The organism is Paenibacillus sp. FSL L8-0641 (genome assembly GCF_038006265.1).
In the GTDB taxonomy this organism is placed as follows: domain Bacteria; phylum Bacillota; class Bacilli; order Paenibacillales; family Paenibacillaceae; genus Paenibacillus; species Paenibacillus polymyxa_D.
The window spans coordinates 3,236,608-3,257,664 of record NZ_JBBOUW010000001.1; the positions used below are offsets into that span (position 1 = coordinate 3,236,608).

19 protein-coding genes and 1 pseudogene are annotated in these 21,057 nt (G+C 43.8%); 5 read left to right on the top strand and 15 right to left on the bottom strand.

What is annotated here, in order from left to right; translation table 11 throughout:
* Positions 1 to 91: 91 nt before the first annotated feature.
* From pflA to adhE, 3 genes are all read right to left on the bottom strand, one after another.
* On the bottom strand, positions 92 to 850 hold the full coding sequence (gene pflA / locus MKY16_RS14505; RefSeq protein WP_029517235.1) for a pyruvate formate-lyase-activating protein: 759 nt from the start codon (positions 848 to 850) through the stop codon (positions 92 to 94).
* Positions 851 to 901: 51 nt separating this feature from the next.
* Positions 902 to 3,163 carry a formate C-acetyltransferase gene (gene pflB, locus MKY16_RS14510; protein ID WP_029517234.1) on the bottom strand — a complete coding sequence of 754 codons (2,262 nt, stop codon included), beginning with the start codon at positions 3,161 to 3,163 and terminating at the stop codon, positions 902 to 904.
* Positions 3,164 to 3,491: 328 nt separating this feature from the next.
* A complete protein-coding gene (gene adhE / locus MKY16_RS14515) occupies positions 3,492 to 6,104 on the bottom strand; it encodes a bifunctional acetaldehyde-CoA/alcohol dehydrogenase (RefSeq protein WP_340955832.1) in 2,613 nt (870 codons plus the stop codon).
* 258 nt (positions 6,105 to 6,362) lie between these two features.
* Here adhE and MKY16_RS14520 point away from each other — a divergent pair, with 258 nt between their 5' ends.
* Positions 6,363 to 7,079, top strand: coding sequence for a Crp/Fnr family transcriptional regulator (locus tag MKY16_RS14520; protein ID WP_013310849.1), 717 nt, complete (start codon positions 6,363 to 6,365; stop codon positions 7,077 to 7,079).
* 138 nt (positions 7,080 to 7,217) lie between these two features.
* Here the strand turns inward: MKY16_RS14520 and MKY16_RS14525 are convergent, their stop codons facing one another.
* Complete coding sequence (locus MKY16_RS14525) at positions 7,218 to 7,985, bottom strand: DODA-type extradiol aromatic ring-opening family dioxygenase (RefSeq protein ID WP_029517232.1); 768 nt, start codon at positions 7,983 to 7,985, stop codon at positions 7,218 to 7,220.
* 318 nt (positions 7,986 to 8,303) lie between these two features.
* Between MKY16_RS14525 and MKY16_RS14530 the strand changes: the two genes are divergently transcribed.
* A complete protein-coding gene (locus tag MKY16_RS14530; RefSeq protein ID WP_223821919.1) occupies positions 8,304 to 8,603 on the top strand; it encodes a hypothetical protein in 300 nt (99 codons plus the stop codon).
* A gap of 124 nt (positions 8,604 to 8,727) precedes the next feature.
* Here the strand turns inward: MKY16_RS14530 and MKY16_RS14535 are convergent, their stop codons facing one another.
* From MKY16_RS14535 to MKY16_RS14560, 6 genes and pseudogenes are all read right to left on the bottom strand, one after another.
* Positions 8,728 to 9,072 (bottom strand): winged helix-turn-helix transcriptional regulator, encoded by a 345-nt coding sequence (locus tag MKY16_RS14535; protein ID WP_340955834.1) that lies wholly within the window; start codon positions 9,070 to 9,072, stop codon positions 8,728 to 8,730.
* A gap of 247 nt (positions 9,073 to 9,319) precedes the next feature.
* Positions 9,320 to 10,051: a ThuA domain-containing protein gene (locus tag MKY16_RS14540; protein ID WP_029517231.1), complete on the bottom strand. Its 732-nt coding sequence runs from the start codon at positions 10,049 to 10,051 to the stop codon at positions 9,320 to 9,322.
* A 20-nt stretch (positions 10,052 to 10,071) separates the two neighbouring features.
* On the bottom strand, positions 10,072 to 11,040 hold the full coding sequence (locus tag MKY16_RS14545; RefSeq protein WP_029517230.1) for a sugar phosphate isomerase/epimerase family protein: 969 nt from the start codon (positions 11,038 to 11,040) through the stop codon (positions 10,072 to 10,074).
* Positions 11,041 to 11,116: 76 nt separating this feature from the next.
* On the bottom strand, positions 11,117 to 12,199 hold the full coding sequence (locus tag MKY16_RS14550; protein WP_029517229.1) for a Gfo/Idh/MocA family protein: 1,083 nt from the start codon (positions 12,197 to 12,199) through the stop codon (positions 11,117 to 11,119).
* Positions 12,192 to 12,959 (bottom strand): sugar phosphate isomerase/epimerase family protein, encoded by a 768-nt coding sequence (locus MKY16_RS14555; RefSeq protein WP_340955836.1) that lies wholly within the window; start codon positions 12,957 to 12,959, stop codon positions 12,192 to 12,194. Before MKY16_RS14555 ends, MKY16_RS14550 begins: the two co-directional genes overlap by 8 nt.
* Before the next feature lie 184 nt (positions 12,960 to 13,143).
* Positions 13,144 to 13,437 (bottom strand): annotated as a pseudogene (locus tag MKY16_RS14560) (Gfo/Idh/MocA family protein); the annotation flags it as partial.
* 166 nt (positions 13,438 to 13,603) lie between these two features.
* On the opposite strand from MKY16_RS14560, the gene MKY16_RS14565 reads away from it, so the two are divergent.
* On the top strand, positions 13,604 to 14,422 hold the full coding sequence (locus MKY16_RS14565) for an AraC family transcriptional regulator (protein ID WP_029517226.1): 819 nt from the start codon (positions 13,604 to 13,606) through the stop codon (positions 14,420 to 14,422).
* An 84-nt stretch (positions 14,423 to 14,506) separates the two neighbouring features.
* On the opposite strand, the gene MKY16_RS14570 is transcribed toward MKY16_RS14565, so the two are convergent.
* The 5 genes from MKY16_RS14570 to MKY16_RS14590 form a co-directional block, all read right to left on the bottom strand.
* Complete coding sequence (locus MKY16_RS14570; protein ID WP_340955838.1) at positions 14,507 to 15,991, bottom strand: alpha-N-arabinofuranosidase; 1,485 nt, start codon at positions 15,989 to 15,991, stop codon at positions 14,507 to 14,509.
* 318 nt (positions 15,992 to 16,309) lie between these two features.
* Complete coding sequence (locus tag MKY16_RS14575) at positions 16,310 to 16,588, bottom strand: hypothetical protein (RefSeq protein ID WP_340955840.1); 279 nt, start codon at positions 16,586 to 16,588, stop codon at positions 16,310 to 16,312.
* A gap of 95 nt (positions 16,589 to 16,683) precedes the next feature.
* A complete protein-coding gene (locus tag MKY16_RS14580; protein ID WP_340955842.1) occupies positions 16,684 to 17,004 on the bottom strand; it encodes a hypothetical protein in 321 nt (106 codons plus the stop codon).
* A 72-nt stretch (positions 17,005 to 17,076) separates the two neighbouring features.
* Positions 17,077 to 18,021: a Gfo/Idh/MocA family protein gene (locus tag MKY16_RS14585; RefSeq protein ID WP_029517223.1), complete on the bottom strand. Its 945-nt coding sequence runs from the start codon at positions 18,019 to 18,021 to the stop codon at positions 17,077 to 17,079.
* Between the two features lie 165 nt (positions 18,022 to 18,186).
* On the bottom strand, positions 18,187 to 18,876 hold the full coding sequence (locus tag MKY16_RS14590) for a TerC family protein (protein WP_029517222.1): 690 nt from the start codon (positions 18,874 to 18,876) through the stop codon (positions 18,187 to 18,189).
* A gap of 350 nt (positions 18,877 to 19,226) precedes the next feature.
* On the opposite strand from MKY16_RS14590, the gene MKY16_RS14595 reads away from it, so the two are divergent.
* Together MKY16_RS14595 and msrA are read left to right on the top strand one after the other, a co-directional pair.
* On the top strand, positions 19,227 to 19,844 hold the full coding sequence (locus MKY16_RS14595; protein WP_029517221.1) for a TVP38/TMEM64 family protein: 618 nt from the start codon (positions 19,227 to 19,229) through the stop codon (positions 19,842 to 19,844).
* Positions 19,845 to 20,022: 178 nt separating this feature from the next.
* Positions 20,023 to 20,994 (top strand): peptide-methionine (S)-S-oxide reductase MsrA, encoded by a 972-nt coding sequence (msrA, locus tag MKY16_RS14600; protein ID WP_340885792.1) that lies wholly within the window; start codon positions 20,023 to 20,025, stop codon positions 20,992 to 20,994.
* Positions 20,995 to 21,057 lie beyond the last annotated feature (63 nt).

Consider the following 21,057-nt stretch of genomic DNA (forward strand, 5'->3'; position numbering starts at 1 on the left):
TGCAAAAAATTCAACAACAAAAAACCGCCACCCATCTGACCTGATGTGGCGGCGGCTTCATTACTAAGAAATAGCTTTTGCACCATTTACATTATGATGGACGACAGACAGCATTCTTTCCTGCAGTCTCCAGACGACCCTCTTCAATGAGTCGGTAAGCCCGTTGAACTTCTTCGTCTGTAGGAGATGGAACTCCCTCCAACGGATACTCCTTACCGAGCATTTCCCACTTGTAAACACCCATTTGATGGTAAGGTAAAATTTCGAATTTCTCGACTCCGTTCAACGTTCCGATAAACCGTCCCAAATTCAATAAATCTTGCTCGTCATCATGAATACCCGGTACAAATACGTGTCTAATCCACATTTTACGCCCTTGCTCAGACAACCAGCGAGCTGTGCTTAGCATACGGTCGTTGGACTTGCCTGTAAGCTTAATATGCTTGTCGTTGTCAATATGCTTAATATCAAGTAACACCAAGTCTGTTACGTCCAGCAGATCATGGATACGGCCCGCATCATTAAAGCCATTACTGTCCAGTGTCGTGTGCAAATTCCAGCGACGTTTCACTTCTTTGAACAGCTCTGCTACAAAATGAGCTTGCAATGTCGGTTCTCCACCGGATACGGTCAATCCGCCTCCCGAAGAACGGTAATAGGCTAAATACGGTTCAATTTCAGCCAATACTTCCTCTAGGGTCATTGGATTGCCTTCATTCAAGGCCCAAGTGTCCGGATTATGGCAATACTGACATTTCAACAAGCATCCTTGCATAAAGAGCACGAAGCGGATGCCGGGACCATCGACGGTCCCGAAGGTTTCCAATGAGTGTATGTGTCCTTTCAACATGTTGCATCATCCTTCCCGCATCCGCTATGCGTGCGTCATTGTAATACTTATTTACATTGTACCGTGGAAAGTACGGTTAATAACATCCAATTGTTGTTCACGAGTCAGCTTGATAAAGTTAACGGCATAACCGGAAACACGGATCGTCAGCTGTGGATAGTTTTCTGGGTGTTCCATTGCATCCAACAGTTGTTCGCGAGCAAACACATTGACATTCAGATGATGTGCGTGGCTTCCAAAATAGCCATCCATCATCGAAACAAGGTTTGTTTTGCGTGTTTCTTCTTCTTTACCCAGTGCTTTAGGCACGATAGAGAAGGTGTTCGAGATACCATCCAGACTGTGTTCATAAGGCAATTTGGCTACGGAACTCAGAGATGCCAAAGCACCTTTTTTATCACGGCCGTGCATTGGGTTTGCCCCTGGTGCAAACGGTTCGCCTGCTTTACGTCCATCCGGTGTTGTACCTGTTTTCTTACCATACACCACGTTAGAAGTAATAGTCAGTACAGATTGAGTAGGAAGCGCATTACGATAAGCTTTATGCTTGCGAATCATGCTCATGAAGCTCTCTACCAGTTCCACAGCGATGTTATCTACACGGTCATCGTTGTTACCGTAGCAAGGGTATTCGCCTTCAATTTCAAAGTCAACAGCAATCCCTTTTTCGTTACGGATTGGTTTAACTTTTGCAAATTTAATGGCACTCAAGGAGTCGGTAGCAACTGACAGACCCGCAATACCACAAGCCATGGTGCGGAGAATATCTCGATCATGCAACGCCATTTCAATTCGTTCGTAGCTATATTTATCATGCATGTAGTGAATAACATTCAAAGTGTTCATGTACAGTTTTGCCAACCATTCCATCATAGGTTTGAAGCGACTCAACACTTCTTCATAATCCAGAACTTCACCTGTAATGGCTGGGAATTCAGGCCCTACTTGGACGCCAGATTTTTCATCTTTACCACCGTTAATTGCGTACAGCAGAGCTTTGGCCAAGTTAGCACGAGCACCAAAGAATTGCATTTGTTTACCGATTTTCATTGCCGATACACAACAAGCAATACCATAGTCGTCTCCATAAATCGGACGCATCAGATCGTCATTCTCGTACTGAATGGAGCTAGTTTCAATAGAAACTTTCGCACAATATTTTTTGAAGCCTTCAGGCAATTTTTCCGACCACAGTACAGTCAGGTTCGGTTCCGGTGCAGGTCCCAGATTGTAGAGGGTGTGCAGGAAACGGAAGCTGTTTTTAGTTACCCGAGTTTCTCCAGTTACGGACATACCACCAATGGACTCAGTAACCCAAGTTGGATCTCCACTGAACAGTTCATTATAGTCAGGTGTGCGCAAGAACTTAACAATACGCAATTTCATAACAAAATGATCGACCAGTTCTTGAGCTTGTTCTTCTGTCATTGTACCCTCTTCCATATCACGTTGAGAGTAAATATCAAGGAAGGAAGATACACGTCCTAAGGACATTGCTGCACCATTTTGTTCTTTGATTGCTGCAAGATATCCAAAATATACCCATTGGAAAGCTTCTTTCGCATTGTTAGCAGGTTTTGAAATATCAAAACCGTGCTCAGCAGCCATTTGTTTCAGTTCATTCAAAGCACGAATTTGCTCGGAGATTTCCTCACGCAGACGAATTACGTCTTCTTCCATGGAATCAACTTCAAGGCTTTTCAGTTGCAGCTTTTTATCTTGGATCAAGAAGTCTGCACCATATAAAGCTACACGACGATAGTCACCGATAATACGACCACGGCCGTATGCATCTGGCAGACCAGTAATGATACCAGCTTTACGAGCTGCTCTCATTTCATCTGTATAAGCGTCAAATACACCTTGGTTGTGAGTTTTACGAATATGAGTGAAGATATCAATGATACTTTCTGGAACTTCAAAACCATAGGCTTTGCAAGCATCAATCATCATTCGAATTCCGCCAAACGGCTGTAAAGAACGTTTGAATGGAGCATCTGTTTGTACACCGACAATTTGCTCTTTATCCCGGTCTAGATAACCCGGTTTATGTGAAATAATAGTGGATGGCGTATTCACGTCTACATCAAGCACGCCGCCGTTTGCCAACTCTTTTTTGGTAAGATCGGATACAATATCCCACAATGCAGTTGTGTTGGCCGTAGGACCAACCAAAAATTCTTCATTGCCAACATAAGGTAAGATATTGGTTTCAATAAAATCGTTGACGTTGACTTCTTTAGTCCATTTGCCTTTTTTAAAACCTCTCCAGCCAGATTGTTGCTCTTGTAATTCTCTCTCAATCACCGACATGTAAATCCCTCCAAATTGTTTGGTCTTCCGGACTTGTGATTTTTTTCACGATAAAGCTATTTCTTGAGCCCGGCCTGTTCACCGATGCCTTACGCTCAGTGTCGGGACCTTTCTTACACCCTTATTGTAGAATAATGATAGAGTGTAGTATGTGACAAAAATCACAATATGAGTGATTTTTGTCACATTATTTTCCCTAGCTTCGCGCCTTTATCCTTAGCCTTGCCGTTCACCTCCCTTCCCAAACCAACAGGCCCTCTATATAGAGAGCCTGCATCGGTATTGAACGAGAAAATGCTTTTTCACAAGCCTCTTCTTACTTATTATATTATTGGTCAAAACGTCCGTAGAAGGCATTGCGATAGACATCAGCCAACTCAGTAACCAGTGGCAACTTAGGATTCGCAGTTGTACATTGATCTTCAAATGCGCGGTCAGCCAGATAATCTACACGTGATTCGAAATCTTTCGCATCGAAACCGATTTGTTGGAACGATTCCTCGATACCGAGTGTTTTGTTCATTTTACGGATCGCTTCGATCAAGCTGTTAACCCCTTCTTCGGTGGTGCGTGCAGGCAGTCCCAGTATGCGCGCGATTTCTGCATAACGCTCATCCGCAACAAAGTGCGAATATTTAGGGAACGAAGCAAATTTTGTCGGTTTTTTCGCATTATAACGAATAACGTGCGGCATCAAAATGGCATTCGTGCGGCCATGCGCTGTATGGTATTGTCCACCCCATTTATGTGCAAGACTGTGGTTGATGCCCAAGAATGCATTAGCAAACGCCATACCAGCAAGTGTGGAAGCATTATGCATTTTTTCACGAGCCAGCTTATCACCGGTCAGAGCCGATTGTTCTAGGTATTGGAATACCAATTGAATGGCTTTAATTGCCAGACCATCTGTGTAGTCATTAGCCATTACGGACACGTAAGCCTCGATAGCATGTGTCAGAACGTCCATACCTGTGTCCGCTACAGCTGTTTTAGGCAGCGAATATACAAACACTGGGTCAATTATTGCCACATCAGGAGTCAACTCATAGTCAGCCAGTGGGTACTTCGTGTCGCCCAGGTTTTTGTCCGTAATTACTGCGAACGATGTAACTTCGGAACCTGTACCCGATGTTGTAGGGATAGCTACAAATTGTGCTTTTTGGCCCAGACGTGGGTACTTGTAAATCCGTTTACGGATATCCATGAATTTTTGTTTTAAGTTATTGAAATCAGTATCTGGATATTCATAGAACATCCACATGCCTTTAGCGGCATCCATTGGCGAACCGCCGCCCAGTGCGATGATGCAATCCGGTTGGAAACGTCTCATCATTTCAGTACCACGTTCTACCGTAACTGTCGATGGATCTGGCTCTACTTCAGAGAACACTTCGATAGCTACTGGTGTTTGGCGCTGATGCAGATAATGAATAACACGATCTACATATCCCAGTTGTACCATCATAGGGTCTGTGATAATAGCTACACGTGTGATATCAGGCATTTTAGCAAGATACTGTGTCGAATTTTTTTCAAAATAGATTTTGGAAGGTACTTTGAACCATTGCATATTCACCGTCCGTTTCGCCACCCTTTTCACATTAATCAGATTGACTGCCGATACGTTCGACGAAGTCGAGTTACGACCGTACGAACCGCAACCAAGTGTCAACGAAGGAAGATTGGTGTTGTAAATGTCGCCAATCGCACCATGTGTGGAAGGTGCATTTACAATGATACGTCCTGTTTGCAAACGGTTTGCAAACCGAGCGATAACATCCTCATCGTTCGAATGAATAGCGGACGAGTGACCCATGCCCCCGAATTCCACGACTTCAGCAGCGCGTTGAATACCTTGTTCCGCATTTTTTACTTTATAGCAAGCCAATACAGGACTCAATTTTTCCGCAGACAATGGGAATTTTGTTCCTACCCCTTCAATCTCAGCGACCAAAATTTTAGTTCCTGCTGGTATTGTAATACCACTCATTTCAGCAATTTTCACAGCAGACTGCCCGACAATAGCTGGGTTCACTGCACATTTCTCGACATTCATAGCTCCTTGAGTGAGCTTAGCTGCTTCTTCTTTATTTACAAAATAGCAACCGTTAGCGATCATCAATTTTTTCACTTGTTCGAAGATTGGCTCTTCGATAATAACCGCTTGCTCCGAAGCACAAATCATACCGTTATCAAAAGATTTCGAGAGGATAAGATCGTTCACGGCCTGTTTGATATCTGCTGTTTTTTCAATAAAGCAAGGCACGTTACCAGGACCTACACCAAGTGCTGGTTTACCGCAGCTATAAGCTGCCTTAACCATGCCTGATCCACCAGTTGCCAAAATTAGCGCCACATCAGGGTGGTTCATCAATACATTGGTCTTATCCATCGAAGGTGCTTCAATCCATTGAATACAATCGGCCGGAGCACCATGTTTAACAGCTGCTTCGAGCAAGACGCGGGCTGCTTCCGCACTACACGATTGAGCAGATGGATGGAAACCGAAAATGATTGGGTTACGTGTTTTAATGGCAATCAGCGCTTTGAACATCGTAGTCGAAGTCGGGTTTGTCACTGGAGTGATCCCCATGATAATACCGACTGGCTCTGCTATCTTTTGAAAACTGTCAAAATCATTGTCTTCAATGACACCGACGGTTTTTTCATTTTTGATACTATGATAGATATATTCTGTTGCAAACATGTTTTTGGTGATTTTGTCCTCGTACACACCGCGTCCTGTTTCTTCAACAGCCAACTTCGCCAGGTACATGTGTTTATCCATCCCTGCGAGTGCCATAGCTTGTACGATTTCGTCAATCTGTTCCTGATTCATACTCATGAAAGCTTGCTGTGCCCGGTTCCCCCGGTCAATCAGCGTTTGAATATACTGCTCTGCGCTTTGCTCTTTTTGAATAACCTCGTTTTTAACAGCCATTTCCCTCATCCTCCTGTTATCTCGTGTACTATCTCTTGTTCACGCACTGATCGTAACACAGCTTTTCAAGATATATTGTGATTTTTTTCACAATCTATTTAAAATTTTATTTTATGAAGTGAATTAAATCACAAAGTTTGGAATTCTGCCACTTTTACCCCCTCTTCTTGCCCCAAAAACTCATTGCACAAGTATATAATGAATTTGAATTGATCAAGTTGCAGATAAAAAACATAGGATACAAAGGGGAAATGGACGATGAGAAACCCTACAAATGTAATGGAAGCCCGCGGCAACACCTGTTGCTTCTCGGAGGCCAGCTTCAACCGATTGCAAGTAATGATGAAAGATCGAGTTATGCCAGAAAGCTCGCATCTGTTCTGGGAAGGAGATACAGCGGATAAGCTGTTTTATATTAAGCGCGGACGCGTGAAAGTAACCAAAACAACGGATGAGGGCAAGGAACTTATTCTATATATGTATCAAAGCGGCGATCTTGTTGGTCAAGCCGATCCATTTTTCGGTACTAAGCATTCCTTTTCTGCTGAGGTTCTGGAAGACAGTGATATTGGCGTAATCGATCATACAGATTTGGAACTGCTTATTTGCCAGCATTGTGATTTTGCGATTGACTTTATGAAATGGATGGGTTCACATCACCGCATTACTCAGACTAAGTTCCGCGATTTGATGATGTACGGCAAGCCAGGCGCTTTATGTTCAACGCTCATTCGTCTATGCAATACCTATGGTGAGCCTCACGGCGAACATATCCTGATTCATAAAAAAATTACTCATACTGACTTATCAAATATGATCGGTGCGACCCGGGAAAGCGTAAACCGGATGCTTAGTGATCTACGCAAGAAAAATGCAGTTGAATATGATAATGGTATGATTGTTGTCAAAGATTTGGAAATGCTGCAAGGTGTATGTCATTGTGAACTATGCCCTCGTGAGATTTGCCGGATATAATAAATCGTTTTTTTATGTAAAAGGGAGTGTTATAAGCCACTATAGCTTATAACACTCCCTAATTTATTTCCACTCCCCTACTTATACAGGAGCAGTAGCGAAGCATTTTAATGACAGTCCTTCTTCTGGCAACACTCTTTAAAACTGTAAGCATAGATAACTTAAATTCCCCATCTCATAGCTTCTATGGATAACCTTGGCTTTGTTTGCAGGATTGCCACTCCCCATTGCAATAAACAACGGTACAAAGTGTTCTGCTCTGGGTACGGCCTGGCGAGCATACGGTGCTTCGCTTTCATAGTGATCCAAAGCCTCTATATCTCTACTTTGTACTTTTTCAATAATCCAATCATCAAAATCTATAGCCCAAGGTTCTGTTTTCGTTTCCCCCCATTTGACGATACGCAGATTATGAACAGTCACGCCACTACCAATGACCAGAATATCCTGTTCTCCCAGTCCTCGCAGCACTTCACCAATAGCATATTGTGCTTTGGGCGAGAGATATGGATTTACAGAGATCTGAACTACCGGAATGTCTGCCTCAGGATACATACGATGCAACAATGTCCAAGATCCATGATCCAATCCCCTCACCCGATCAGTTTCTACGTCAATGCCCTTTTGTTCATATAATTTTTTCAGCTTATTGGCCAGTTCCACAGAACCATGTGCTGGATATTTCACTGTGTACAGTTCCGGTGGAAAACCGCCAAAATCATAAATGGTATCGTACACGTCATCCATCGAACTGATTGTCAACGTTTGTGTTTCCCAATGAGCAGTAAAGATAACTATTGCTTTAGGACGAATACTTTTCCCCAGTTGCTCTAAAAATGAAGTATAGTCCGTCTGTTCAATAGCAAGCATCGGTGAGCCATGGGCCAAAAATAAAGATGGCATCATATAAAGATCCCCTTATCATAAACAATTTATTTTATTCATCAAGTAACTTTATGTAAGTAATGATACATAAGTAATAGAGTCATGTCAACACAGATTTTAACATACACTTAAAGGTCAAAGATTCTATAAATAAAGATTGATATAGGTATAATGTCATAGTAATATGTAACTAATAAATTTTAAAATTTCACTTTATTTCGATACAAAGGACTGGTTTCTATGGAGATACATACTTCTAATTGCCCAAAATGCGGTTCCGTTTTTCGTCAAAACCTTAGAAACCTCTGTAGTACTTGTATTCAGGAAGAAAATATATTCTTGGACCGCTGTTCTAACTATCTATGGAAGCATCCTTCTACTCATACTCGCCAGCTCAGTGACGTAACTGGTACACCTATAGAATTGCTCACAGATTGGGTAAGAGCAGGCAAATTTCCCTCCACATACAGTCAGCTTGATTATCCTTGTGAGTCCTGCCGTTCCCCTATTTATGCAGGGAGACTTTGTCATTCCTGTCTGGGTACATTCCGTTCGGCCGCGCTGGATATTCAAACCCGTGTGCCTCGCCGTGCAACAGCAGCATTATTCTCAGTTGCAGGGCGCGTCAAAGGCTATTAAGTCGTGCTGCCTAAGCACATCATTTCTGCAAAATGGATAAGTAGTCCTAAACGCAATATAAAAAACAGCCTTTTTTCTAGGAAAAGGCTGTTTTGCTATGAAAAACACTTATTTAGTTTGGTGCTCATCTAATCCATTCCTCAGCCCAAAATTGAATCTGTTCCATAACCGGCTGAAGTGCACGGCCTTTGGTTGTTAGCTCGTATTCAATGCGGACAGGAGTTTCTGGATATACATGACGTGTAAGAATTCCTTCATTTTCCAAATCTTTCATCCGCTCTGATAACATTTTGTCACTCATTGTGGGAATCAGATTGGAAATATCCTTAAACCGCTTAGGACCGCTCATCATGGATTGAATAATTAATCCATTCCAACGCTTGCCCAAACATGAAAAGGCGGTTTCAAAACGCGGACACATTTTTGTATATTGCGGTTGACTTTCCAAATTTTTCACCTTCTTTTGCATTTCGGTTTGATAAAGCTTTCCTTTTGTTAGTATATATCATTTTAGCATACTTTATCCCGAAAGAAAACACTTTCTTCTTAAATTAAATACCTGCGCCGATAAAGTTGCCATGACCAAAACTGATTATACAACAAACCAACACAGCAGGTATATGTCTAAATCGTTAAATCAAAAAAGGCGGAATCCCCTAGAGGTTCCGCCTTTCAATCTATTCATTATATAGCTCATCAAAATGTGATGATTGTCATTATACCAACACTCCACCGAGAGGTCTTACCGGTTCACTTCTACCATATATTGGTTTGTTAATACTTGTTGGAGAAGTCCAACGAATACTATTGGCAATAACCTTCAAAATATCAGGCTGGTAATAAGTCGGATAGGTCTCATGGCCTGGGCGAAAATAAAATATTTTACCACTACCTCGACGGAAAGTACATCCGGTTCTAAATACTTCGCCACCTTCAAAGTTACTAACAAATACCAATTCATCTGGCGCTGGAATATCAAAGAACTCGCCATACATCTCTTCCTGCTTCAACAATATTTTGGCGTCAATGCCTTCTGCAATGGGATGTGACGGATTCACCGACCAAATAATCTCCTGTTCACCTGCCACCCTCCATTTCAGATCGCAGCTAGTGCCCATCAGGGCTTTGAATGGCTTGGAAAAATGGCCTGAGTGCAGCACGATTAAACCCATTCCTTCCTGCACTCGTTTGACAACACGCGCCGTAACTTCATCGCTCACCTGATCATGGGCTTTATGCCCCCACCACAGCAGCACATCTGTGGAATTCAAGACTTCTTCCCCCAAACCATGCTCTGCATCATCACGCAGTGTAGCTGTTCGAATGGCAAATCCCTCTCCTGCCAGGCCGTCAGCCAACGCTTTGTGTATCCCGTCAGGATATATCTGTTTGGCTTCATCATTCAACTTTTCGTTCAAAAATTCATTCCAAATGGTGACGTTAATCATCAACATTTCCCCCTATTAGGTTAGACCCACCACATCTCGCTCAGCGGTTCTTCAATCAGTACCTGGCGAAGATTGTGGACAGCCTTAGTAAAGCCCTCTTCCACGGACATCAGACCATCTTCATGCTCAATACTCACTACATGATCGTATCCCACCAGACGCAGAGCACTGATAATATCTGCCCAGGTTTTTACATCATGTCCATAACCCACAGTACGGAACTGCCAAGCGCGATCTAGCATTTTCGTATATTCCTGCATATCGGTAAGTCCATATTTATTTACATTAATTGGATCAATCGTCGTATCCTTGGCATGAAAGTGGTGAATAGCTCCCTCTCGGCCCAAAATTTGAACTGCCTGCACTGGGTCAATTCCCTGCCACCACATATGGCTCGGATCGAGATTAGCACCAATAACCTCTCCCGCAGCTTCACGTAAACGAAGCAAGGTCGCTGGTGTATGAACGGAGAAGCCTCCGTGTAGCTCCAGTCCAATTTTAACATGATGATCTGCTGCAAATTTCCCCGTCTCGGTCCAGTAAGGAATAATTTTATTCTCCCATTGCCACTTCAACACTTCTTGAAAATCATTAGGCCACGGAGCCACAGGCCAGTTTGGATATTTCGCATCCTCATGATCTCCCGGACAGCCGGAGAAAGTGTTCACAACTGGAACTTCCAGCTTTTCTGCCAATCGAACGGTTTTAAGAAACGTATCATGATCAGCCTGGGCCAAATGCTTTTGCGGATGAAGAGGATTGCCGTGACAGCTAAGTGCGCTAATCGTTAGTCCGCGGGACTCTACTGCCTTTTTAAAATTTTTGAGCGCTGCATCATTCTCCAGCAATTCATCCGGCTTACAATGCTTATCCCCCGGGTTGCCGCCTGTACCGATTTCTACAGCATCCAATCCTTGAGAAGCCACATAATCCAACGCTTCCTCCAGCGAACGGCCACCGAACAACACCATAAATACTCCAAGTTTCAAAAGAAATCCCCCCCTGTATCATATGTGAAAAAAGCTGCTTTCATTATAACGATGGTCTATTCGGGATAATTACGACTTAGTCAAAATAGACAGCTTTTCCCGTACGTGCCGATTCATAGATAGCTTCCAAAATTTCAGTAACAACCAGTGCCTGTTCCGGCTTCACAAGAGGTTCTTTGTCGTCCAGAATAGATTCGATCCACAGGCGGGCTTCGCGGTCTGCTTCATTTTCCGTCTCTCCAGAGTAAAAGGCAACACCACCTGCATCCAGATCTATTTTCGTATCAAACAAACGGCTGTTCTTTTCTCCGTTAATGCGCAATCCATCCTGCATATCGGCTCCGCCTTCGGTACCGCATAACAGTGTCTTCGCTTCGCCAAACTCTACAACGTTCAATGCCCAGCTGGATTCCAGTACAATCGTAGCTCCATTTTGCATCGTAATAAAACCAAAAGCTGAGTCCTCTACCTTAAATTCCTCAGGGTTCCAAGGTCCAAAGGCATTTGCCGCATCTTTACGATCCCCTAGCTTATGGAAAGTTGAACCTAGTACGCTTTTAGGCTTGTAATTATCCATCAGCCAGAGTGTCAGGTCTAGTGCATGCGTGCCAATATCAATAAGAGGACCGCCGCCCTGCTTCTCTTCATCCAAGAATACTCCCCAAGTCGGAACCGCGCGACGGCGTAGAGCAATGGCTTTGCCCAGATAAATTTCTCCAAGCTCTCCTTGCTCGACTAATTGCTTCAGGTACAAACTGTCATCACGATAACGGTTTTGATACGCTATGGACAGCTTCTTACCTGTGCGGTTGGCCGCATCAAGCATCTCCCGTGCTTGCTCAGCAGTTTTAGCCATCGGCTTTTCACACAGCACATGCTTACCTGCCTCAAGCGCCGCTACGGTAATTTCCGAGTGCGAGTCGTTAGGTGTACATACATGTACGACTTCAATGTCTTTATTTTCTAACAGCTTACGGTAATCGCTATAAACTTGCGAGCCATCAACACCAAACTTTTCTGCTGCCTCTTCAGCGCGCTCCTGAATGATGTCACAAAATGCAACGATCTCCGCACGCTTCTGCTTGGCAAGACTCGGCAAGTGTTTGCCGTTGGCAATGCCTCCACAACCAATAATCCCGATTTTAAGTGTTTTAGACATGAATATTTCCTCCCTGAGCTGCGTATTGTTGGAGCCATTTAATGCTGGTTTCAATGCTTTCGATTGGAGGGTTTGAGCAGAAATCCTGTTCCACGACGACCCAATCCACACCTGCCTGAATAGCGGCGTCTGTAATGGCCTGAAGCTGCACTTCGCCTTTGCCAAGCTCTACAGTCACTGCTTTTTGCTGCTCGTCACGTGCCATATCCTTTAAGTGAATGATAGGCAGGCGTCCATTATAACGTCCGATGTATTCCACTGGATCATAGCCCCCGTAGTATACCCAACAAGTATCCATTTCGACCTGTAACAAATCATCGGAAACTGCATCATATAAAGCATCGAATACTGGGCGATCATTGATCTTTTCTGTTAATTCAAAATCATGATTATGATAAGCCAGTATCAAACCCTGTTCCTTCACTTTTTCACCAATACGATTTAAATTAGCAAAAAGTTCATCCCACTCCCGCTGTTCTTCAGTTAAATAAGGAACGATTAGGTACTTATTGCCCAATTCTTTGTGGTATGAAATCTCCTCATCCAAATGATTCAGCAAGCGAGAATATTGTACATGAGTTCCGACAACTTCCAGATTCAGTTCATCCAAGAGCGCTCTGACATCCCTGGCATTGCGTCCGAAAAAGGTATGAAATTCTACTCCTTTATAGCCAAGCTCAGCTATCTTGCGCAATGTACCTTCAAAATCCTGTTCAAGCTCTTCCCTTACGGTGTACAATTGCAATCCTACTTTAGCCATTACCCTTCACCTCTTTAAGTTAGGAACCATTATATCTGTTCCATAATACACATCCTCGTCCGGCTTGAACGTACTTACCAGCGTAATGTATTGCCTTCCAATGATGAGTGCTGAAAAGCATGCATGGCTTCTAACACATGGTAGGCCAGCTCAGCATTGGCACGATGGTCCGTGAATTTCAATGCGCCAAAGGCTTTTCACTGTACACATGCTTGCCTGCCTCTAGTATCGCTATATCTGACCATACGTGGCTGCCAGGCACGGTCAGATTAAATACAAGCTCAATTTCAGGCTGGCGCAGTAATTCATCCGATTTGTATACGTTTTCAATGTTGAATTTATCGGCCCTCTCCTTTGCCCTCTCATCCAGTAAATCAGCGATGGCCACCACTTCAATGAGTGGGCTCTTTTGGAGATTTTCAAGATATACCGAGCTAATAGTACCGCATCCGATAATCCCGGCCTTCATTCGTTCCACGTCGTCACACTCCTTGGCCTCCAACATGTACTTTCTCATCTAACATGTAAGCTTTACAGTTCACATAGTATTCTATTTCTGTTTCGTTTAAAATGAATAATATGATTAAAACATGAACAATCTGGTCAATATTTGAAACAGCCATATGCCCAAAGGAGTCATCATCATGTCTATCGTCGAGCCTTGTCAGGTTCTTACCGCAGGCTATTCCTTCCATCGAAAGCCCTTTTATTCGAACCAGCCTGAGGGGATCAAAAATTATTTATTCCGTTTGCAAACAGATGGACGTTGCCAAGCCCGCATTAACGGGGAAATGACACGGATTGAGGCAGGTGACCTACTGTTATTCAATCCTACCGAGCCTTATGAACTGGATATTCATAGTGAGTTGAATCCCATGGGAGAGCTGGTCGTGGAAAGCGGAGATTATCACATTTTTTTCGGTGGTTCCTGGGTAGATGAGTGGTGGAACCATCATAAACGACCCAACAGAATTAAGGTTCAGCTCACAGAAGCCCTGCTTGGCCTATTTCGTCAGCTTGTGATGGAGCAACGACGTATTTCTAATCCTTACCCGGAAATATCAAGTTATTACATACGCATTTTATGTTTGGAGTTTGACCGTATGCTATCCGATCATCCTATCGCTACTCATCATAACTATCTTGCGTATCAGATTAAAAATTATATTGAAGAAAATGCATCCTCTAACTTCAAGCTAGATGACGTGTCTTCACACGTCGGTATCAGCGTATCCCGAGCAGTGCATCTGTTTAAGGAAACATTTGATACGAGCATTATGCAGTACACGCTGGACATCAGGCTTAACATGGCGAGAGAACGAATCATTTTCAGTCCCATGTCACTGGAACAAGCCGCCGAATCGTCAGGATTTGCAAATTACACGTATTTTCACCGTGTATTTCGTTCCCGCTTCGGTATGTCGCCTAAGGAATTCAGGGTGATTCACCGCGAGCAATTGTAGGACAAAGAGAGCGTTCACCTGAACGCTCTCTTTGTTCATAACCAATAATAGTGGATGCTGCTTACATACCACGACCCAGCTTTTTTACGGAGCAATTGTCAGCATCACTACTGACATTGGTGGCAGTGTAACATCCAAATGCTGACCTTGAAGCTGATAGGATGTGAAAGCTTCCTTTTTCACACGCTCTGGCTGATCAAACGTATTATGTGCCTGCATATCGTCGTTGGCAAGGACAACACCACTGATCTTTTTAACCTCTTCCAGTCCTCTTAGCTCCAAATTCAAGTTTGCCGACACGCCCGGATGGACGTTGCAAAAGCTGATATGAATATTACCATCCTGCGCCTTGGAGGCGGACACGCTTACTTGCGGAATGGAATCCCCGTCATATTCATAATCGCCTACCTTTACATGAACAGCCAGTGCTTGCGCATCCTGATGCACCTTAAACATTTCAAATATATGGTATGTCGGCGTCAACAGCATAGCAGGACCTTCGGTCAGAACCATTGCTTGTAAAACATTTACCATTTGAGCAATATTCGTCATCTGTACTCGGTCATGGTGATTATGGAAAATGTGTAGATGCAGCCCAGCTACCAGCGCATCGCGCATCGTATTTTGCTGATACAGGAAGCCCGGATTGGTCCCTGGCTCAGTCAGGAACCAAGTTCCCCATTCATCGACAATCAGTCCGACCCTTTTGTCAGGATCATATTGGTCCATAATAGCAGAATGACGAGTAATCAATTCATCCATGTGCAGTGATTTTTTCATCGTCTCGAACCATTCCGCTTCATCAAAGCCGAGTGCTTGCCGTTTCCCTTCCCAGTTTCCCGGGATCGTATAGTTATGCAGGCTCAAACCGTCCATAAGATGCCCAGCTTCACGCATCAACACTTCGGTCCAACGATAATCGTCCACATTCGCCCCACCTGCAATCCGATAAATGCGGTTCTCGCCATAGTTACGGACATATGTCTGATAGCGGCGATACAGGTCGGCATAATATTCTGGGCGCATGTTACCGCCACAACCCCAGTTTTCGTTACCCACTCCAAAATATTTGAGCTTCCATGGTTTCTCACGACCGTTTTCCTGACGCCATGCAGCCATTGGGGACTCTCCATCGAAGGTCATGTACTCTACCCATTCCGACATTTCCTGAACTGTACCACTGCCGACATTTCCACAAATATAAGGCTCTGCATCTAACAGCTCGCACAATTGAAAAAACTCATGTGTGCCAAAATGATTATTTTCAACCACACCGCCCCAATGCGTATTTACCATTCTCTTACGATTTCCTTTGGGTCCGATACCATCTTTCCAATGATATTCATCGGCAAAACAGCCTCCCGGCCAGCGCAGCACAGGAATATTCAGCTTTTTCAGCGCTTCCACCACATCATTACGAATTCCGCATGTGTTCGGAATCGGAGAATCCTCTCCAACCCATATGCCTTCATAAATGCAACGTCCAAGATGCTCAGCAAATTGTCCATAAATATTTTTATTAATAATGCCTTGTTTCCAATCGGTATTAACAACAATAGAACCCTTCACAACAAACCCTCCCAAAATATTAAGATTGTTGGAACATCCGCATAAATGTTTACGCTTTCATTTTGGCCTAAATATCACTCATACCACCGATTTTCTTTCGATCTTAATTTTTACGCATCATTACTTTTAGTAAACATTAATATAAATATTAATAATTAAACAAAAATATTTCACGTGTTTAATATATTTTATTGTCTACTTTTTGTCAATCGTTAAGAAAAGGTCCAATCAAACCAAAAAGCCTGCCATTAAGGCAGACCAAGGTATGATTACTTTAACACGTAATCCAGGTTCAGCCGAGCCTGAGCATTGTATCTTTTAGGCTGTTCCTATCCAGCGTGAACCGTGGTAACTGGGACAATTTTGAGCTGCCGCTAAAGCACGTACACGAACAATACTTCCGCTGATGCCACATGTATGCCCGGACATTAACTCTTCACATTGTGAGCAGGCCAACAGTCTGGCTTCGTACACTTCATCATTTACACATTCCATTTTGGGTCTCATGTTGGTTAGAATTCTGGTAATTTGCTCTTCCGATATCGAGATATCTCTTTCACAACCTTTGCAGGTGCTTGGCACAGATATATCTTCCATCGTCAGCTTACCTCCCCATCAACAATGTCTTAAGTAAATATAGTGAGTCCATGATGCCATAAATGATAACAGTATATCCTTTATTCTGGCTAGCCCTATTTCCGTTCCGACGGAAGGCCGGCAGCCGCCTCGGATACGACCATCGCCAAGTCCTCATTTCCGAACATGGATAGTACCCCTAATACTGTATCCAGCGGGATATCACCCGCTTCTTCACGCGATACAGTCAACTTGCGTACTCGTAGCAGACGCTCGTTGCTATCCTGATGCGGATACGCTACACGATATAATTCCTCTGGGTCCAACCCGTGATTGATACACCATTGCGCAAATACAAGAATCATCATATCTTCTTCTTGCTTATAATTTTCGATGATGGCTTCTTCTAGCTGTTTACCACGATTATCTTCTTCCATTCATTCATTTCTCCTTCAACCTAATTCTTGATGTCTGTCTGGACTGTTAAGATCATGTTCGGACGTTCCATATTAATCACTCAAACGGTTGATCAGTTCGTCAGCCAGCATATGGCTTTCCAATACTTTTCCAGCTCGTACAGCACACTCCTCCGGACGATGAATATGCTCCAGAAAATGATTCACGACTCCTGTGAATCCTCGTCTTTCCAAAATCGTATCCCAGCTTCCAAAAGCTTGCGTTAATGGTGAATGATTTTTTTGCATAAAAACAGCCTGTTCCATATTTGTTACTTCAACAGACCGTCCTGCCCCGTGAAGCTCCAGTTTTTCTATGTCAGCTCCTGCCTGTCTACTCATACTGTAGCTTCCGGTGGCATTTCCCAAACGTACAGTCCCGAACGCAGCATCCATATATCCTTCACTCGTCGTATTCAGACTACTATGCAGCAGTTCATAATCATCGCCACCCAGCCACAAAAGCAAGTCAAGCATATGAATTAAATCATCATAAACCGTCTGTGCCGCCGGTCTTCGATCATATCCAGTACGATGTTTAATAGCCGCACATTGACTGAATCCACCCGCTTCCTCTAACCAAGCCTTAGCAGCAACATAATGCGGGGCAAAACGCCGATTAAATCCCACCGCCAGCAGCACGGCCTGTGCTTCCGCAAAAGCGGTCATTTCCAGATTCTGACGAACATCATAGGACAACGGTTTATCCACATACACGGCAATCCCTTTTTCAATACACGCCATAACCAGATCAAAATGAGCTTCGGTCGCGGCATGTATAAATACAGCTTCCGGTTCCCATGCCAGCATCTCCTTCACATCTGTCGTTCCTCTAGGCAACCTGTATTGCTCCATGACGGAACTTACCGGCTCCTGTGAACGGTTCATGACACCTACAATGTCTACACCTTGGTGTGCAGCCAGTAACGGCAAATATACTTTACGAGCAATACCACCCAGTCCCGCAATGGCTACCCTTGTCTTCGTTTGCTTGTCCATATCATTCCCACCTCTAATCACTCATTCATCTGTTGTCTAGTTTACATGGAAGTCTGCTGACAAGTAAAGAAAAGAGACTGCTCCGGGTCCAGTTGGACAATAACGGAACAGCCTCTATGGCATGAACATTCAGCTTCAGCTAAGTTTACCTCAATGTAAGTTAGCTTAGGCGTGCTGCACTTGCTTTCTTGTTTTTTCACTTTTGATTTTTTTAACACGCATCCCAATGGCTACAACCAGAACCACAACCAGAACCTCAAAGCCGTATTTAACGACCCCGTTCATAAACCAGTGTGCAATCAACGGTTCCGCCACCACCATTTTGGCAGCAGTATAAGCAAGTACAGCAGCCCCAATCGTAATAACTACTGGGTAACGTTCTGTCAGCTTCAAGATAATCGTACTTCCCCACACCATGATTGGAACAGAGATTGCAAGACCCAATATAACGAGTAGCATATTTCCATGAGCTGCGCCCGCTACAGCAAGTACATTGTCGAGCCCCATCATCGTATCCGCGATAATAATGGTGCGGATCGCTGCCCACATTTGATTCGTGGCTGAAATTTCATGCTTCTTCTCTTCGACCAGTAGCTTATAGGCGATATAGATAAGTGCGAGTCCCCCAATCAAACGCAATCCATAAATTTGCAATAAATACGTGACCAGCACCGTAGCAATCACACGAATGATGACCGCTCCGACCGTCCCCCAAATAATGACCTTCTTTTGATTGGCCTTATCAACATTGCGAGCCGCCAAACCGATTACGATTGCATTGTCACCAGCTAGCACCAGATCAATGATAATGATGGATACTAATGCGGTTAAAAACTCAATTGACAACAAATCCATACGTTTCTCCCACCTTTTTTATTTATTTGTTATACTGTACATAGTTCAGCGCTTTATACTAAAAAAGCGCCATTTCACGGAATCCGGAAACGGCGCTGACCCAAATTTGGCATCAAAAAAAGACCATTTACCCGGATTCCTAAAATCCTGGCAAAGGTCTCGCTTACAACATTACGTTGCCAATAAAGCCGGGGATTAAAAATCCCGTAATGACGACTTTACTCGTTGAGCTACTCCCCTTTGGGAACTATTCTATTAGTGGCAGTATAGCACACATTATTAGGAATGTGAACCCTATTTTTTTCTGTATAAGCGATAAGCCGTACAGGGATATTGAAAGAGGTATGTAAATGAAAAAATGGCTACTTGCCGCTGCTTATGTTTCGCTGCTTTGCATCGCGTTTATCTACAGATATGATTGGCTCGCCTGGGCGGACAAGCAAACCTCCTTTCCAGTTCTGCTACTGCTCGCATTTTTATTCGCGTTAATACCGTTTGTGCCTTACAAGCTGATTATCGCTTCTATTGCTTATGCCGCAGGTCCTTGGCAAGGTGCTCTGATTTGCTGGCTAGGCACTACCATGGCTGCACTGGTCGTTTTCATTGCAGTACGTACCCTGTTTCGTGACAAAGGACGAGCCTATTTGAAGCGGGTTCCTGCATTGGAGCGCTTCAATCGGGTCATGGAAAGGGAGCCTTTTGCTGCTGTTCTGCTGGCTCGCCTGATTCCGGTCATCCCCCAGGCAGCGGTAAATGTATACGCTGGAGTAGCGGGGTTTCCGTTCTGGAGCTTTATCCTAGGTACAGCTATTGGCAAGCTTCCCGCAATTGCGGTGTATGCTTATGCTGGCGGCACCTTTGCAGAACACCCAATCACTGGTTTGCTCATTTTGGTGCTATATACTGCATTGGTGGGCGGCGGCTTTATACTCTACCGAAAAAGGCTTCAACGCATCAATAGAATTTAATGCGACAGTTTGCTACCGTTTCTGTAGGATGTTTCATGGCGATTTTGGGGACAGAGCCAGTTACACTGCCGTTTGGTTTCTGACGTTTCGTTGGATTTTGCAAAAATCTCGTATATAATTTAATTGTAAGCTATTTAAATAACAACTAATTAAACATTCTCAGATTGGAGTGACAAATATGAGTACCAACAATCCACACACGGTAGAAAAAGCAACTTTTGCAGGTGGCTGCTTCTGGTGCATGGTTTCCCCTTTTGAGGAATTACCCGGTATTTTGAAGGTTAGATCTGGATACACAGGGGGACATACCGAAAATCCTACCTATGAAGAGGTATGCTCTGAAACAACGGGGCATGTGGAAGCCGTACAGATTACATTTGATCCACAAGTTTTCCCGTATGAAAAACTGTTGGAGCTATTCTGGCAGCAGATTGATCCGACGGATGAAGGTGGACAGTTTCACGATAGAGGTTCATCTTACCAAACGGTTATTTTCTATCATAATGAAGAGCAGCGAATCAAGGCAGAAGCTTCTAAAGAAGCTTTGGCTCAAAGTGACCGCTTCGACAAGCCCATTGCTACACCGATCCTGCCTGCGACCACTTTTTATGAAGCAGAAGAATATCATCAGGACTACCATAAGAAAAACCCCGCTCATTACAAACGCTACCGCAAAGGTTCGGGACGTGAGGATTTTATCGAACAAAATTGGTCTGGCAAGATTGATAAATCCGATCTTAAAGATCGGCTCACGCCTATTCAATACGAAGTAACTCAAAAAAACGCGACCGAGCGCCCTTTTCAAAATGAGTTTTGGGATCATGAGGGTGAAGGCATTTACGTAGATATCGTATCAGGAGAGCCCTTGTTCAGTTCATTGGACAAATATGATGCAGGTTGCGGTTGGCCCAGCTTTACCCGTCCGCTGCGCAGCTATAATGTCAAAGAAAAAACCGATCTCAGCCATTTTATGATCCGTACCGAGGTGCGAAGTCGCGAAGCTGACTCCCATTTAGGGCATGTATTCGATGATGGTCCTGGTCCAGATGGTCTGCGTTATTGCATCAATTCCGCCGCGCTCCGCTTCGTGCCTCAAGCAGACTTGGAACGTGAAGGATACGGAGCATATAAGTCATTATTTGAACAGTAAGTAACCATAAAATCATTGGAGCTGACCCGCGATCTATCTTTAATAGATGATCACGGGTCAGCC